At 65.6% G+C, this 15,753-nt stretch carries 14 protein-coding genes; 10 read left to right on the top strand and 4 right to left on the bottom strand.

Features of this window, described 5'->3' with window-relative positions; all coding sequences use genetic code 11:
• Positions 1–84 precede the first annotated feature (84 nt).
• Positions 85–897: a crotonase/enoyl-CoA hydratase family protein gene (locus tag D1F64_RS11750; protein WP_117412603.1), complete on the top strand. Its 813-nt coding sequence runs from the start codon at positions 85–87 to the stop codon at positions 895–897.
• Between the two features lie 299 nt (positions 898–1,196).
• On the opposite strand, the gene D1F64_RS11745 is transcribed toward D1F64_RS11750, so the two are convergent.
• Positions 1,197–1,901 (bottom strand): class I SAM-dependent methyltransferase, encoded by a 705-nt coding sequence (locus D1F64_RS11745; protein ID WP_248304435.1) that lies wholly within the window; start codon positions 1,899–1,901, stop codon positions 1,197–1,199.
• Positions 1,902–1,941: 40 nt separating this feature from the next.
• Entirely contained in the window at positions 1,942–2,391 is a 450-nt protein-coding gene (locus tag D1F64_RS11740; protein WP_117414563.1) for a DNA polymerase III subunit chi, read from the bottom strand.
• A 566-nt stretch (positions 2,392–2,957) separates the two neighbouring features.
• On the opposite strand from D1F64_RS11740, the gene D1F64_RS25080 reads away from it, so the two are divergent.
• Complete coding sequence (locus tag D1F64_RS25080) at positions 2,958–3,080, top strand: hypothetical protein (RefSeq protein ID WP_256372870.1); 123 nt, start codon at positions 2,958–2,960, stop codon at positions 3,078–3,080.
• A 136-nt stretch (positions 3,081–3,216) separates the two neighbouring features.
• On the opposite strand, the gene D1F64_RS11735 is transcribed toward D1F64_RS25080, so the two are convergent.
• A complete protein-coding gene (locus tag D1F64_RS11735; RefSeq protein WP_117412601.1) occupies positions 3,217–4,716 on the bottom strand; it encodes a leucyl aminopeptidase in 1,500 nt (499 codons plus the stop codon).
• Positions 4,717–5,264: 548 nt separating this feature from the next.
• Between D1F64_RS11735 and D1F64_RS23345 the strand changes: the two genes are divergently transcribed.
• The 8 genes from D1F64_RS23345 to D1F64_RS11700 all read left to right on the top strand — a co-directional run bounded on the left by D1F64_RS23345 (position 5,265) and on the right by D1F64_RS11700 (position 14,113).
• Entirely contained in the window at positions 5,265–5,444 is a 180-nt protein-coding gene (locus tag D1F64_RS23345) for a hypothetical protein (protein WP_162901489.1), read from the top strand.
• On the top strand, positions 5,402–6,451 hold the full coding sequence (locus D1F64_RS11730; RefSeq protein WP_162901488.1) for an LptF/LptG family permease: 1,050 nt from the start codon (positions 5,402–5,404) through the stop codon (positions 6,449–6,451). Before D1F64_RS23345 ends, D1F64_RS11730 begins: the two co-directional genes overlap by 43 nt.
• Positions 6,448–7,539 (top strand): LPS export ABC transporter permease LptG, encoded by a 1,092-nt coding sequence (lptG, locus tag D1F64_RS11725; RefSeq protein WP_117412599.1) that lies wholly within the window; start codon positions 6,448–6,450, stop codon positions 7,537–7,539. Before D1F64_RS11730 ends, lptG begins: the two co-directional genes overlap by 4 nt.
• Positions 7,539–9,962, top strand: a complete 2,424-nt coding sequence (locus D1F64_RS11720) for an LPS-assembly protein LptD (RefSeq protein WP_117412598.1) — start codon at positions 7,539–7,541, stop codon at positions 9,960–9,962. The genes lptG and D1F64_RS11720 overlap by 1 nt, the downstream gene beginning before the upstream one ends.
• 199 nt (positions 9,963–10,161) lie before the next feature.
• Positions 10,162–11,100 carry a SurA N-terminal domain-containing protein gene (locus tag D1F64_RS11715; protein ID WP_162901487.1) on the top strand — a complete coding sequence of 313 codons (939 nt, stop codon included), beginning with the start codon at positions 10,162–10,164 and terminating at the stop codon, positions 11,098–11,100.
• 51 nt (positions 11,101–11,151) lie between these two features.
• Positions 11,152–12,171, top strand: a complete 1,020-nt coding sequence (pdxA, locus tag D1F64_RS11710) for a 4-hydroxythreonine-4-phosphate dehydrogenase PdxA (protein ID WP_117412596.1) — start codon at positions 11,152–11,154, stop codon at positions 12,169–12,171.
• Positions 12,171–13,034 carry a 16S rRNA (adenine(1518)-N(6)/adenine(1519)-N(6))-dimethyltransferase RsmA gene (gene rsmA, locus D1F64_RS11705; protein WP_117412595.1) on the top strand — a complete coding sequence of 288 codons (864 nt, stop codon included), beginning with the start codon at positions 12,171–12,173 and terminating at the stop codon, positions 13,032–13,034. The genes pdxA and rsmA overlap by 1 nt, the downstream gene beginning before the upstream one ends.
• Positions 13,035–13,066: 32 nt before the next feature.
• Complete coding sequence (locus D1F64_RS11700) at positions 13,067–14,113, top strand: alcohol dehydrogenase (RefSeq protein WP_117412594.1); 1,047 nt, start codon at positions 13,067–13,069, stop codon at positions 14,111–14,113.
• 424 nt (positions 14,114–14,537) lie between these two features.
• Here D1F64_RS11700 and D1F64_RS11695 read toward each other — a convergent pair whose 3' ends face one another.
• The gene (locus D1F64_RS11695) at positions 14,538–15,752 is read right to left on the bottom strand and encodes an ArgE/DapE family deacylase (protein ID WP_117414562.1); all 1,215 of its coding nucleotides are present in this window, start codon (positions 15,750–15,752) and stop codon (positions 14,538–14,540) included.
• Position 15,753 lies beyond the last annotated feature (1 nt).

Below are 15,753 nucleotides of genomic sequence, written 5' to 3'. Positions count from 1 at the left end.
AATCTCGCGTCGACAGAGCCCCCTATCCCCCGCACTCGAATTTCCGCTATCGTTTGAAAAAACGATCACCGGGGGAACAAGCCTATGAGCATTGCAGTCGAGCGCGACGGGGCCGTCACGATCATCACCATCGACCGTCCGGAGGCGCGCAACGCCGTGGACCCGGACACAGCCGAAGCGCTGAGCGAAGCGTTTCTGCGGTTCAACGCGGATGATGACGCCCGCGTGGCGGTTCTCACGGGCGCCGGCGGCGCGTTCTGCGCCGGATTCGATCTCAAGTACGCGGGTTCCCTGGAACAGGAACGCCGCCCGCTGGGCGATCTGGATATCCCCGCCGGCTGGCATGGTGGCAACGGCTCCGACATCCCGCGCGGACCGATGGGGCCGACCCGGCTGACCCTCGACAAACCGCTGCTTGCCGCCATTTCCGGACCCGCTGTGGCCGGAGGCATGGAGCTGGCGCTGCTCGCCGACATGCGGGTGATGGAGGAAACGGCCTATATGGGCGTCTTCTGCCGCCGCTGGGGCGTTCCGTTGATCGACGGCGGCACCGTGCGGCTGCCGCGCCTGGTCGGCATGGGGCGCGCCATGGACCTGATCCTGACCGGCCGCAAGATCATGGCAGACGAGTGCCAACGTATTGGACTGGCTGAGAGAATCGTGCCCCACGGCGATGCCTTGAGCGCCGCAAGGGCGCTGGCCGCGGAGATCGCCCGCTTCCCGCCCGAATGCGTGCGCGCCGACCGCAAGGCGGCCTACGCCGCCTGGGGCAAGCCGATCAACGAGGCGCTGAGCATTGAATGGGCCAGTCGCTCGATCCTGCAAAAGGAAGGCATTTCAGGCGCCCAGAGATTTGCCCGCGGCGCCGGCCGCAGCGGCGATTTCGAGCGCATTTGACGCGTCAAAAGCGTCAAAACGGTCGAATTGCGTCGAGATCGCGCCGCGCCGTGAAAATCCCGTCCGCGTCATGGCCGGGCTTGTCCCGACCACCCGCAACTCATTGAAAACATGGATCCTCGGCACAAGGCCGAGGATGACGACCGCGGGGCATGAGCCTTGCCCCCCGGTTCAAACAGGGCTTTCTATTTTCCCTCGAATTCGCGCGAATTCGAGGGATTTTTGACGGTTTTTTGATTCAAATTCGAGACCGTTTCGTTTGAAGGGACGCGATCGCGGCTATCGTTTGCGATCGCATACTATTTCTTGCGGAACTCCGCCATCACATGCTCGATCACCCGGCCGTCGGGCCGGTGGACGTCGTAGGCGCGATGCGAGCGCAGGGCGAAGCCGAGATCCCGAAACCGGTCGAGCTCCGACGGCGTCAGCGGCCAGGGCGGACCGTCATAACCGACGCCGTCCTCGCCCGAGCGGGTGATCACCAGCAGCGTGCCGCCGGGGGCAACCAGATTGGCGATGGCGGCAAATCCCCGCTCGCGCAGATCGCCGTGCAGGGCCTGCAGCGTGTAGCACTCGTGCACCAGATCAAACGCGCCGATCCACTCCTGAGGCGGGTTGAACAGATCGGCGACCTGATAATCGACCTTGGTGTCGGGAAACCGCCTCCGGGCCCATTGAATGGCGCCGTCGGCGAGATCGAAAGCGGTGGTCGCCCAGCCGGCGGCCGACAGCGCCTCGGCGTTGTCGCCGAGCCCGCAGGCCACATCGAGCGCCCGGCGGCCCGCGCCGGGGTTCCTGGCGAGCCAGGCCACCAGAACGTCCTTGGGCTTGAGATCCGCCCAGGGCACCGCGGCGGGATCGTCGTCCGCCAGCTCGTAGACCTGCTCGAACCATGACCGGCGATCCTCGGGATCGCCGCCCTTTGCGCCCGTCAGCTCGTCAAGACGCCGCAGCGCCTCCGTGCGCCGGTCCGAAAATCCTGGTTCATCGCGAATGTCGCTCACGATCACCTCCTGTAAAAACATCGTCCGTCGGGAGAAACCGTCACGCCTTCTTGACCCAGCCGCCGCTGTCGCCCTGCTGCCAATAGGTGAGCGCGTGACCGGCGGCCTTCTGCAGCTTCCAGTGGCCGCGCGCCTGAGCCAGCGCGTCCGGATCATTTCCATCGAAAAGAAACACCGCGCGGGTGTATTCGGCCAGATCCGGCGGCTCGGCGCGGTGCACCAGAAAGCGCACGGCGGCCGCGTTGGGATTGTCCGGCGCCTCGCTCAACAGGATCGGCTGGCGCGCATCGTCCTCCCCGCCGGCAAGCGCGTGCGGCAGGAAGGCGTCGGCGCGATAGGACCACAGCAGGGTATCGAGGGCCTTCAGGGCATCGGCGTCGCCCGCCTGCACGACGACTCGCCATTCGCGCTCAAGGCACTTTTCGAGCAAGCCCGGCAGGACCTTTTCCAGCGGCTGATGCTGCAGATGATAAAACAGTACGTCGCTCACCAAGTGGTCCTTGTCCCGCGCATGATCTCTGGGCCGCCGTTCGCACCCAATCGCACTGTAACAGCCCGACAAGGCGCACGGAACACCCGGCGGCGCATCGCGCCTCCCCGGCCCGCCGCGCGGACCGGCTCCAGCCGCTTGATTCGCCTGCACCTTCGCATACGGACCCGCCCGATTCCACGCCATCCGCAGTGCAATGAGCATCGGGCGCGTCAGCGGCATTTTCGCATAAATGACGTCACGGTTTCTCCCAATGACAGTCCAGACAGCGCTTTGTGCGGCATTCGCGCAACAGGCGCCAGGGAATGCATATGATCCACACCTGCCTGCGCTTTTATCGGTTGTGGTGAACGCGCGTTAACCGCATAGACACCGCCCAGCAGCCAGCATGCCGCCAGAAATCGTCGCACGGGTGACAGGAGTCACAGCACGCCCTGCCCGAACGGCTTATCCGTGGTTTCACGCAGGCTCATCGGAGCATCATCGTCCGCCGGACGCGATGCCCGAACATCAAGGATCGAGCGCCAGCCCTTCCGTCCGAAGGCCGGTGTCTCCAGGAGTGCTCAATGATCGCGCGTTGTGTTCTTTTCGTGTTTCTTGTCGCCGGCATCGCCGGCGCCATGGCCAGCCTCGGCGTCGTCGTCACCGATGAAGCCAGCGCATGCCAGCAGGCCTACAAGACCTGCTAACGCCTGAGCGCCGGCCCATCCGACCTGCAGCGCTTTCCCGGTTGATGGCTCTTCGCATTTGCTGAAGAGGCCATCTAGCCGGTTCGTCCTGGAATTCAAACCGCCCGGCACGCATTGCGCGCCGGGCGGTTTTGCGTCAGCCTTCGTAGTGGTCGCGCACCAGACGGTCGAGCAGGCGCACGCCGTAGCCCGAGGCCCAGGACTTGTTGATGTCGTTCTCCGGCGAGGACATGGCTGTGCCGGCGATGTCCAGATGCGCCCACGGCACGTCATTAACGAAATGCTGCAGGAACTGGGCGGCGGTGATCGAACCGGCGTTGCGCCCGCCGGTGTTCTTGATGTCGGCGTTCTTGGCCTCGATCAGCTTGTCGTATTCCTTCGACAGCGGCATGCGCCACAGCGGCTCGCCGGTGGCCAAGCCAGCGGCAATCAGACGCTCGGACAGCTCGTCGTTGTTGGAGAACAGCCCCGCGTTCTGGCTGCCCAGCGCCACGATGATCGCGCCGGTGAGCGTCGCCAGATTGATCATGAAGGCCGGCTTGAAGGTTTCCTGGGTGTACCAAAGGGCGTCGGCCAGCACCATGCGGCCTTCCGCGTCGGTGTTGAGCACCTCGATGGTCTTGCCCGACATGGCGGTGACGATGTCGCCCGGGCGCTGGGCGTTGGCGTCGGGCATGTTTTCCACAAGCCCGATGACGCCGACCACGTTCGCTTTCGCCTTGCGCGCGGCCAGCGCGTGCATCAGGCCGGTGACGGCGCCCGCGCCGCCCATGTCGCCCTTCATGTCTTCCATGCTTGCCGCCGGCTTGATGGAGATGCCGCCGGTGTCGAACACCACGCCCTTGCCGACAAACGCGATGGGCTGCTGCTTCGCCTTGCCGCCGTTCCAGCGCATGATCGCCATCTTGGACGGACGCACCGAGCCCTGACCGACGGCCAGAAGCGAGCGCATGCCCAGTTTGGCCATGTCCTTTTCATCGAGAATCTCGACCTTCACGCCGACCTTCTCGAGATCCTTCGCGGCCTGGGCGAATTCCTCGGTGCCAAGCACGTTGGCCGGCTCGTTGACCAGATCGCGGGCCAGAATCGCGCCGTCGGCAACGCCCTCGCGCTCGCCCCATGCCTTCTTGGCGTCGCCCGCGCACTCCACGTGAATCGTGATCCTGGCGGCCTTGGGCTTGTCATCCTTGTCCTTGGCGGTCTTGTACTTGTCGAATTTGTAGGCGCGCAGCTTCATGCCCATGCCGACGTCAGCCGCCTGGTCCGCATCGACGGCCTCGCCATCGGCGCGCTCAAGATGAACCGAAGCCGCGGTTGCCTTGGCGCCGACAAGCTGGCCCATGCTGACACCGCCCAGGCGAACCCAGTCGTATTCCTTCATCTCCGCCATCTTGCCCATGCCGACGAGGACGATGCGGTCCAGCTCGACGCCACCCGGCGCCACAATATCGAGCGTGCCCATGGCCGCGCCCTTAAACGACGCCGCCTTGATGGCGCGGGTGATCGCGCCGCCCGCGGCCTTGTCAATCGCGGCGGCGGCGGGACCAAGGCCCAGACTTTCATCGGTATAGACAACGGCGACGCCCTTTTTGGGGTCGGCCGGCTTGGAAATGCTGATGCTGGGGAGAGGTGCCATGGTTTGGATCCGGTTCCTTCAATTGGTGAGCGGCCCAGACGGCGGGCCAATCGGGGTCGCGCGAAATACGCGGCGACGGTGGGCAGACAATGCAGCGGCTCGCGCCATACGGCAAGCGCCGCCGTGACGATCCATGGGCGGATCGCGAAAAAGCATTCGGAACGCCGATAGTGCGGCGCGACAACCCGCACTTAAAGATCCCGTGTGGCGGATTTTAGGGCCGCCGGCATCAACGGCCCCCGCGCCCGCACCGGACGACCGGCGCAACCGCGCGCCCTTAACCAGCTATGCGGCGGGCGGGACGCCTTTTTATTGGCGCGCAAACTGCGGGAAACCGCGCACTGAAAAGAATTGTTAACCTCGTTTATTGAGCCGGCGTTCACCAAAGTCCATGCTAATGGGCGAAGGAACCGTGTGTCCGGGGCGCCACCGTCGCGCGGCAAACCGCCTCACGGTTCGAGAAGCGTTTCGCACTGCCGCATCAAAGCCCTATTGCATAGCCACAGAGCGCCGCGCACCACAGACGTCCTGGAACCTGCCGACCCCGTATGAAGACGATCGAACTCTACATCTTCAAGCGCATCGCCAGCGCCTTCGTGTTCGCCTTCGGCGCGCTCATCGGCGTGGTGTGGACGACGCAGGCCTTGCGCCAACTCGATCTGGTGACCGCCAAGGGCAGACGATCGTGCAGTTTCTCGGCATCACCATGCTGGCCCTGCCTTTCCTGAGCCTGATCATCGCGCCCTTCGCCTTCATCATCGCGCTGGTGATCGTCTTCAACGCGCTCAACTCCGACAATGAACTCATCGTCATCGGCGCGACCGGCGCCCCGCGCACCAAGGTGCTCAAGCCGGTGCTGGCCGCGGCGGGAATGCTGAGCATCCTGATGCTGGTGTGCTCGCTTTACGTGTCGCCCAAGGGGCTCGCCGTGCTGCGCGAGGAGCTGACCAAGGTCAGGGTCGACCTGCTTGCCAACATCATCCGCCCGGGCCGCTTCATCGAGATCGACGAGGGTCTGACCTTCCACATCCGCAACCGCGATGGCGACGGCACGCTGGAAAGCCTGATGCTGGACGACGTCCGCGACCCGGAAACCAGCTTCACCTATCTGGCGGAAAGCGGCCAGGTGGCGGAGCTCGCCGACCGGATGCTGCTGGTGATGAGCAACGGCACGATCCAGCGGCGGACCGGGGCCTCCGGCTCGATTTCCATCGTCCGCTTCCAGAGCTATGCCTTCGATCTGACCAGCCTGATGCCCCAGACCTCCGCGCCGGTGTTCAAGCCGAGCGAGCGCACCATCGCCCAACTGCTTTGGCCCGACGCGGGCGACGACTATTACGCCGCCAATACCGAGCGGTTCGCCATCGAGCTGCACGACCGGATCGCCCAGCCGCTCTACCCCATCGCCTTCGGCCTGATCGTGTTCGCCTTCATCGGCGGCGCGCGCTCCACGCGGCAGGGCCGCAGCGCCGGCGTGCTGGCGGCACTCCTCGCCTGCGTCGGCATGCGCGTAGCCGGGTTCGGCTCGACGACGCTGGCCGTCGGCAACCCCTCCTATATGGCCGGCATCTACCTGGTGCCGGTCCTGACGATCGCGCTCGCCGGCTGGCTCAGCGTCTCCAACACCCGGCCGCGCTGGCTGGAGGCGCTGGGCGAGCGCATGGAGCGGGCGGTCGAAGCCGCACAGGCCCTCCTCACGCGCCTGGGGCGCCGCACGCCGGCAGGTCTGGCATGATCGGCATGACCCTCACCCGCTATGTGTCGGGACGCTTCCTGACCGCCATCCTCGGGCTGATCGTCATGGCGGCCACGCTGCTGTTCCTGTTCGATTTCCTGGAACTGGTCCGGCGCGGCGGCGACCGCGAGGGCTTCACCGTCGCGCGGGTGGCGCTGATCTCGCTGCTGCGGGTGCCGATGCTGCTGGAACAGGTCCTGCCGTTCGCCGCGCTGTTCGGCTCGATCGCCGCCTTCGTGGCGCTCAGCCGGCGGCTGGAGCTGGTGATCGCCCGCGCCGCCGGCGCCTCGGTGTGGCAGTTCAGTGCGCCGGCGCTGCTGGTCGCCATCGTTTTGGGGATCGCCAGCATCACGCTGTTCAATCCCGCCGCCGTGTACCTGAAGGACAAGTCAGACGCACTCGGCGTCAGCCTGTTCGGCAACGAGCAGAAGCTGCTACTGCAGACCACCAGCGAGGCGTGGCTGCGTCAGGACGGGCTGGACGGGGAAACCATATTGCGCGCCAAGCAGTCGCTGGACCAGGGTCTGCGGCTGTTCGGCGTCACGGTCTTCACCTTCAACAAGGACGGCAGCTTCCGCGAACGCATCGAGGCGGACAGCGCGCGGCTTGACGATGGCGCCTGGAATTTGGAAGGCGTCACCGTCTACACGGCGGAAGACGAGCCACGGACCTACGCGTCCTACATCGTCAGCACATATCTCGGGCCGCTGGAGGTGCGCGAGAGCATCGCGGCGCCCGATTCGATCTCGTTTTGGGAGCTGCCGCGCTTCATCGAACTGGCCCAGCGCGCCAGCCTGCCCGCGCATCGGTATTCTCTCCAATACCAGATGCTTCTGGCGCGGCCGCTGCTGCTGACGGCGATGGTTTTGATTGCCGCCGCCGTTTCCCTCAGAATTTCTCGCCTCGGAGGCCTGGGAAAACTGATTCTGGGTGGAATATCAGCGGGGTTCGTGCTTTATGTTCTCACCGAACTTGCAAAGGACCTCGGGGGGGCTGGCATCGTGTCGCCCGTCATCGCCGCATGGTCACCGGGAATTGTAGCGACGCTTATGGGTTTCACGATCCTATTGCACCAGGAGGATGGTTGATGTCGGCCGTCTTCGTCCTCCGGCCCAAGAGGCTCGACAGCCCGCGGAAGCGCACAGCTTTCGCGCGTGCGCTGCGTGGTTCCATCTCCTTTTTGGCGCTGTTCGCGGCCGCCGGCGCCTGCGGCATCGCGGCGCTGAACGGCTTGAGCGCGGACGCGCGCGCGCAGGACTCCATCGAGAGCGCCCTGACCCGCGGCGCCCACCCGGACGAGCAGATGCTGCTCGAAGCGGCGGAGCTGCAGTACGACTACGACAACGACATTGTCTCGGCCGTCGGCAACGTGCAGATCTATTATTCCGACTACACGCTGGAAGCCGAGCGGGTGACGCTCGATCGCGCACGCTCGCGGCTGTTCGCCGAGGGCAACGTGCGCCTGACGGAACCGGACGGCAACGTGATCAGGACCGACTCCATGGAGCTGTCCGACGACTTCCGCAGCGGCTTCGCCCGCTCGCTGCGGGTCGACACCGTCCAGCGCACCCGTTTCACCGCCGCCAGCGCCACGCGCGAGGAAGGCGAGACGACGGTGTTCGAGGACGGCACCTACACGGTCTACACCAGGCCGAGAACACCGCCGGACAAGCCGCCGCTGTGGCGCATCAAGGCGGCGAAGATCATCCACAAGCAGAGCGAGAAGACGGTCTACTACGAGGACGCCCGGCTCGAATTCTGGGGCGTTCCGGTGGCCTATCTGCCGTTCATGTCGCACCCCGATCCGACCGTGAAGCAGAAGTCCGGCTTCCTGTCGCCAACCACCGTCTATGACAACCGGCTGGGCGTCGGCATCTCGGTTCCCTATCACTGGGTGCTGGCGCCGAACTACGACGTGACCTTCACGCCGACCCCGCTGTCGCGCCAGGGCGCGCTGCTGCAGGCCAACTTCCGCCACCGGCTGGAATCTGGCTCCTACTCGCTGTATGGCGCGGGCATCCGGCAGGAAAGCCCCGAGGAATTCGCCGGCACCAGCGGCGACCGGGATCTGCGCGGCTTCATCAACACCAAGGGCCAGTTCGCGATCAACGACCGCTGGGACTGGGGCTGGGACCTGTCGCATTTCACGGACCGGGCCTTCGTCAAGGACTATGACATCCAGGGCGCGGATGGCGACGAGGTCATCTCGAAGATCTATCTGACCGGTATGGGCGATCGAAACCACTTCGACGCCAAGGCCTATTCCTTCCGGGTGCTGCAGGACGACGACCCGACAAACATCACCAATGCGCCGGTGGGACCATTTTCGCGGGTCGACCAGGATCTTCAGGCCAAGCAGCCCGTCGTGCATCCGGTCATCGACTATTCCTATGTCTTCGACAATCCGGTCATCGGCGGCGAGCTGTCGCTGGACACCAATTTCACCTCGCTGACGCGTGAGCGCACGGATGCCTTCAGTCCAGATGGCGTCGTCGATCACTTCCGCGGCGTCGAGGGCACGTTCACCCGCGCCAGCCTGCAGGCGGAATGGCGGCGGACGATCATCGATCCGATCGGCCAGGTGTTCACGCCGTTCGCCTACGCGAAGACGGACCTCTATTTCCTCGCCTCCGCCGACCCCAACGTAACGACGCTGACCGACGACGCGGTCGTGGTGCGCGGGATGCCCGCCATCGGGCTGGAGTACCGCTACCCGATCCTGGCGGCGTTCGAGGGCGGCAGCCAGGTGTTCGAGCCGATCGCCCAGGTGATCGTGCGGCCGAACGAGCAGCGCATCGGCGAGTTGCCCAACGACGACGCCCAAAGCCTGGTGTTCGACGACACGACGCTGTTCGAATACGACAAGTTTTCCGGCTACGACCGCAACGAAGGCGGCACGCGGGCCAATATCGGCCTGCAGTACAAGCTGCAGATGTACACCGGCGGCTTCGTCAGCGCCCTGGTCGGCCGCTCGTTCCATCTGGCGGGCGAGAACTCCTACAAGACGACGGACCTGCTTTCCACGTCGTCGAGCTCGGGCCTGCAGACCGACATGTCCGACTATGTGTCGCGGGTGTATTTCGACACCAACACCGGCTTCCGCCTGGGCGCCCGCGCCCGTTTCGACAAGGACGACTTCACCGTCCAGCGCGCGGAAATCCAGGCCTCGGGCATCACCGGGCCGATGACCACCTCGTTCACCTACGGCTTCCTGGGTGCGCAGCCGGACCTCGGCATATCCGACAACCGCGAGGAACTGCAGGCGGCGAGCTCGGTGCGGCTTCTGACCAATTGGCGGGTCTTCGGCTCGCTGCGCTATGACCTGCAGAACAGCAATCTGGTGCGCGATGCCTTCGGCGTCGGCTATGACGACGAGGGCTTCTCCATGTCGCTGGCGTTTGCCGAGGACCGCAGCCGCAACAACGGCAACACAACCGACCAGACCGTGTTCCTGCGCGTTGGCCTGCGCACCCTGGGCGATACGCAAGTGACGACGGACGTCAAGAACTGAATTTTCGCAAACCGCGCGTGGTTCCGGCCGTTGCCATCGTTTCGCCAAACCGGCGGGGCAACGCACTGTGAGGGACGCTGCGGGCGGTTTCAGAACCGCCGAAGCACACCAATCGCCGAATGACGCGCGCACGCGCGACCCGATAGACGGATCCTGCCAGAACAAGGATCCGATGAATGCAGACTTGGGAGAGCCGACAATGACATCTCCGCGTTGGGACCATATTCGCGGCCTTGTGCTGGCCGCGGCCTGCGCGCTGGCACCGCTTGCGGCGCAGCCGGCGCATGCACAGACATCCATCGAGGTGGTGGTCAACGACGAGGCGATCACCAGCTACGACATCGCGCAGCGAGCCCGGCTCCTGCAGCTGACGACGCGCCGCTCGGCCGGAGCGGCGAAGAAGGCGGCGCTCGAGGAACTCATCGACGAGCACATCAAGACGCAGGAGGCCAAGCGCACCGGAACCAGCGTCAGCGATGCTCAGGTCGACGAAGCCTTCGCGCAGATCGCGTCGCGCACCAAGATGTCGCCGTCGCAACTCGGCAAGGCGCTGTCGCGCGCCGGCGTTCAGCCCAGCACGCTCAAGGCCCGCATCGGCGCCGAAATGGCCTGGGCCGAAGTCGTACGCGGGCGCTTCCGCCGCACGATCAACATCAGCGAGCAGGAAATCATCGCCGCGCTGCAGAAGCAGGACGGTGACAGCGAGGAGACCACGACGGAAGTCACGATCACCCAGCTCATTTTCGTGGTGCCGCGCAAATCGTCGAAGTCCCTGACAACGAAGCGCCGCGGCGAGGCCAATGACCTGCGCAAGCGCTTCTCGTCATGCGAGGAAGGCTTGAAGCTGACCAGCGAATACAATGAGGTCGTGGTCAAGCCGCTCGGCATCCGGCTGTTGCCCGAATTGCCGGCCAACATCCGTGACTCGCTCGAAGGCGTCGAGACGGGCCGGCTCGGAAAGCCGGTTGAGACCGGAAACGGCATCGAGATCTTCGCCGTCTGCAACAAACGCGAGATCCAGAGCGACGCGGCGGCGCGCAACAAGGTGGAAAGCGACCTGCGCAACAAGGAAGGCGAGATGATGTCCCGCCGCTACCTGCGCGAACTGCGCCGCAACGCGGTTATCGATTATCGCTAGTATGATCGTGTTTGGACAGGACCAGGCTCGCTTCATGAAACGTTTCGCCGCATGACAGCGCCGCACGCGCCTCTTGCCCTGACCATGGGCGAGCCCGCCGGAATCGGCCCCGACCTCACACTCATCGCCTGGCAACGGCGCGACGCGGCATCGTTGCAGCCATTCTATGTGCTCGGCGATCCCGAGATGCTGGCAAGCCGGGCCCGGCGGATGGCGCTGGACGTTCCGATCGTCGTTTGCACGCCCGAAGAGGCCATGGGGCATTTCGCGAGCGCGCTTCCTGTGGTGGCTCTCGACAATCGCGCGCCCGACACGCCCGGCGAGCCGTCGCGCGAGGCGGCTGCCGCCGTCATCGAGGCGATCGAGACTGCCGTCGCGCATGTGGCGGAAGGCCGGGCCGGCGGCATCGTCACCAATCCGATCAACAAGAAATCCCTCTACGACGCGGGCTTCAGGCATCCCGGCCACACGGAGTTTCTCGGCATGCTCGCCGAACGGTTCTGGCCGGAAACCGCGCATGAACCCGTGATGCTTCTGGCGGGCCCCGACCTGATGGCCATCCCGATCACCGTGCACATCCCGCTGGCCGATGTTCCCGGCGCCCTGACCAGCAAGCGGATTCGGCTCGTGGCGCGCATCGCCGACCACGAGCTGCACACGCGCTTCGGAATTGACCGGCCGCGGCTGGCGCTGGCGGGGCTCAACCCCCATGCGGGCGAAAACGGCAGCATGGGCCGCGAGGAGCGGACCATTCTGGAACCGGCGATTGCCGAACTCCGCGAAGAGGGCATCGACATCGTCGGCCCCCTGCCCGCTGACACCATGTTCCACCCGCGCGCGCGCGCCCAATACGATTGCGCGCTCGCCTGCTACCATGACCAGGCGCTGATCCCAGTGAAGACCCTCGCGTTCGACGAAAGCGTCAACGTGACCCTGGGGCTGCCCTTCGTGCGCACCTCTCCCGATCACGGCACGGCCTTCGACATCGCCGCGAGCGGCAAGGCGCGGCCCGACAGCCTGATCGCCGCCTTGCGGCTGGCCGCAAGGCTCAGCGCGCGAGGCGCGGGCTGATGCCGCAGATCGACGATCTGCCGCCGCTGCGCGACGTCATCGCCACGCATGGGCTGGATGCGCGCAAGTCGCTGGGCCAGAATTTCCTGCTCGATCTGAATCTCACCGCGCGCATCGCCCGCTCCTCCGGTGCGCTTGAGGGCGTCACGGTGGTCGAGGTCGGCCCCGGTCCGGGCGGGCTGACGCGCGGGCTTCTCGCGGAAGGCGCCAAGGCCGTGATCGCCATCGAGAAGGACAGGCGCTGCCTGGCAGCACTTCGCGAGATTGCCGATCACTATCCCGGCCGCCTCACGATCATCGAAGGCGATGCCCTGGAAATCGACATGGCGGCGCTGGCCGCCGGCGTCGACGGTCCGGTCAAGGTGGTCGCGAACCTGCCCTACAACGTCGGCACGCAACTGCTCACCGGCTGGCTCGAATGCGATCCGTGGCCGCCCTGGTGGCAGTCCCTGACGCTGATGTTCCAGAAAGAAGTCGCCGAGCGCATCGTGGCGAGCGAGGTGGACAAGGCCTATGGCCGACTCGGCGTGCTGGCCGGGTGGCGCACCCGCGCGCGGATGCTGTTCGACATTGCGCCGCAAGCGTTCACACCGCCCCCGAAAGTGACCTCCGCCGTGGTGCATCTGGAGCCGATCCTCGAGCCCATGGACTGCGATATCCGGTATCTGCGCCGGGTGACGGCCGCCGCCTTCGGTCAGCGGCGCAAGATGCTGCGCTCAAGTCTCAAGGCGCTGAACGTCGCGCCGGCCGCTCTGCTGGACGATGCCGGGCTGAACGAGACGGCGCGCGCGGAAGAAATTCCGGTGTCGGGCTTCGTGGCGCTTGCAAATTCGCTGCGTGAGCGCTCCAATAAGGCTCAGTAAACACAGGATATTTCACGAGGGAGCGTTCCGCAGTGCAGAACCAGAGCATCATCGAATACGGAGCGCCCCTGGCGGAAACCTCGGCCGAGACCCCCGCGCCCACCGGCACGGAAGTCCTCATTCAGATCAACCATTGCGGCGTCTGCCACTCCGACGTGCATATCCACGACGGGCACTTCGATCTTGGCGGCGGCAAGCAACTGGATGTGCGCGCCGGCCGCGAATTGCCCTTCACACTGGGTCACGAGATCGAAGGCAGCGTGTGCGCCATGGGTCCGGATGCGACGGGCGTCACAATCGGCAAGCGCGCCGTGGTCTATCCGTGGATCGGATGCGGCGACTGCCCCACCTGCGCGGAGGGCGACGAGCACCTGTGCGCCAAGCCGCGCCAGCTCGGCATCAACGTGAACGGCGGCTATTCGACCCACGTGATGGTGCCGCATCCGCGCTATCTGCTGAACTATGACGGCATCGACCCGCGCATCGCCGGCAGCTTCATGTGTTCGGGCCTCACAGCCTATTCCGCGCTCAAGCGGCTGGAAGCGCAGGCGAAACGCGGCCCGCTGCTGCTGGTGGGGCTTGGCGGCGTCGGCATGATGGGGCTGGCCTTCGCCAGGGCGCTGTTCGAGCACGCGCCCTATGTGGCGGACATCGATCCGGCGAAGCGGCGCGCGGCAATGGGCGCGGGCGCGGCCGCCGCGTTCGATCCGTCGGACCGTGAGGCGCGCAAGGCGTTCCTTGCCCAGACCGGCGGCGTGTTCGGCGCGGTGGATTTCGCGGGCGCGGAAAGCTCGCTGAATTTCGCCCAGAGCGTGCTGCGGAAATCCGGCAAGGTTGTCGTCGCCGGGCTGATCGGCGGGTCGTTCACCATTCCCATCCCGATGTTCGCCATGCGCGTGATCGGCATCGAGGGCAGCTTCGTCGGCTCGCTTCCCGAAGCGCGCGAGATGCTCGAGATCGTCCGCGCCGGAAAAGTCTCCTCAATCCCCGTCGAGACCCGGCCGCTGTCGGCCGCCAACCAGGCGCTGGACGACCTGCGCGCCGGCACCATCATGGGTCGCGTGGTGCTGGAGATTTAGGGGCTCTTCAGTCTCCGATTCATCGCTCAAAGAGCCGGTCGCATCGTTGCTTTCGCTGCTCTCAGAGCGTGTCACAGGCGGCGCAGATGGATCCTCGGCACGAGGCCGAGGATGACGAAAGCGGGGTTCAGAGATCTGAAAAGACAGACGTTTTCGTCATGCTCGGGCATGTCCCGGGCATCCACGCGGCACGTGCGATACAGGCCGGCTGACGCGCAATCCGAACGTTACGACGGACGTTCGGCAGCGCAGACGCCAGGGGTCCGCAGCCGCGTAAACCGCCCATCCTTCGAGACGGGCCTTCGGCCCTCCTCAGGATGAGGTCCCCGTGTTGTGATTATCTCGACCTATCAACACGATAGCCCTCATCCTGAGGAGGCCGCATGGCGGCCGTCTCGAAGGATGGCGGCTTGCATGGAGTTCCCTATGCGCTCAGCAGGTCCTTGAGCGCCAGGGCGACGACTTCGGTGGCGGCACGCAGATCGGTGAGTTGCAGGTGCTCATCGGCGCCGTGGGCGTTGGCATCGAGGATCGAGCGCGGGCCCGCGCCATAGAGGATCGTCGGGATGCCCGCTTCCGAGTAATGCCGCGCGTCGGTGTAGAGCGGCACGCCGGTGGCGTTGATCTCGGTGCCGAGGACGGCCTCCGCGTGGCGCTTGACCGCGGCCACAAGAACATCGGTGCCCGGAAGGGTGCGAAGCGGCTCGGCCAGCATGATGCGGCGGCATTCCACCTCGATGCCCGGCGTCGCCGGGCAGGCGTTGGTGATCAACTCGCGCAGCGCCTGTTCCACCGCGAGACCGTTTTCCTCCGGGATCAGGCGGCGGTCCAGCCGCAGGGTGACGCGGTCGGGCACCACGTTGGTGTTGATGCCGCCGGAAATCAGGCCGACCGTGATCTTCGGACTCTCGATGCCCTTGGTCTGGCTGTGAATCGCGTTCAGCCGGGCCCGCTCCTCATAGATCGCCTGGAGGATCGGCGTCATCGCCTCCAGCGCGTCCGCGCCGGTCTCCGGCATGGCGGCATGCGCCTGTCGGCCGCGCACCAGAACCTCCAGATGCAGGCAGCCGTTGTGCGCCGTGGTGATGGCATAGGAAAAGCCGGCGGAGAACGCATAATCGGGCTTGGTCAGTTCCTGCTCGATCAGCCACTTGGGGCCGACGAAGCCGCCGGCTTCCTCGTCATAGGTCAGATGCAGTTCGATCGTGCCGTTGAGCCCCTCGGGCTCGGCCATCAGCGCCTTCAGCGCGAACGTGTAGGTGGCGAAGTCCGATTTTGAGACGGCGACGCCGCGGCCGTAGATGGCGCCGCCGCGCTCCTCCGCGCCGTAAGGATCGGTGGTCCAGCCGTCGCCCGGCGGCACGACATCGCCATGGGAGTTGAGGGCGATGGTGGGTCCGGAGCCGTCGCCGAAGGTCTGGCGGACGATCAGATTGGTGACCGACTTCATGCCGTTCTGGCGCACGAATGGCTCGGGAACCGGATGGCGCTCGACGCTGAAGCCCATGGCCTCCAGCAAGTCGGCGACGGCGCTCGCGTGCGGTTCGCAGTCGCCCGGCGGATTGTCGCTGGGAATGCGCACGAGGCGCTTGAGGAACTCCACTTCCTCCGCCCAATTGGCGTCGATCGCGGCTTTCATC

The organism is Breoghania sp. L-A4, from assembly GCF_003432385.1.
Classification (GTDB): domain Bacteria; phylum Pseudomonadota; class Alphaproteobacteria; order Rhizobiales; family Stappiaceae; genus Breoghania.
This window is presented reverse-complemented; position numbering and strand designations above follow the sequence as displayed.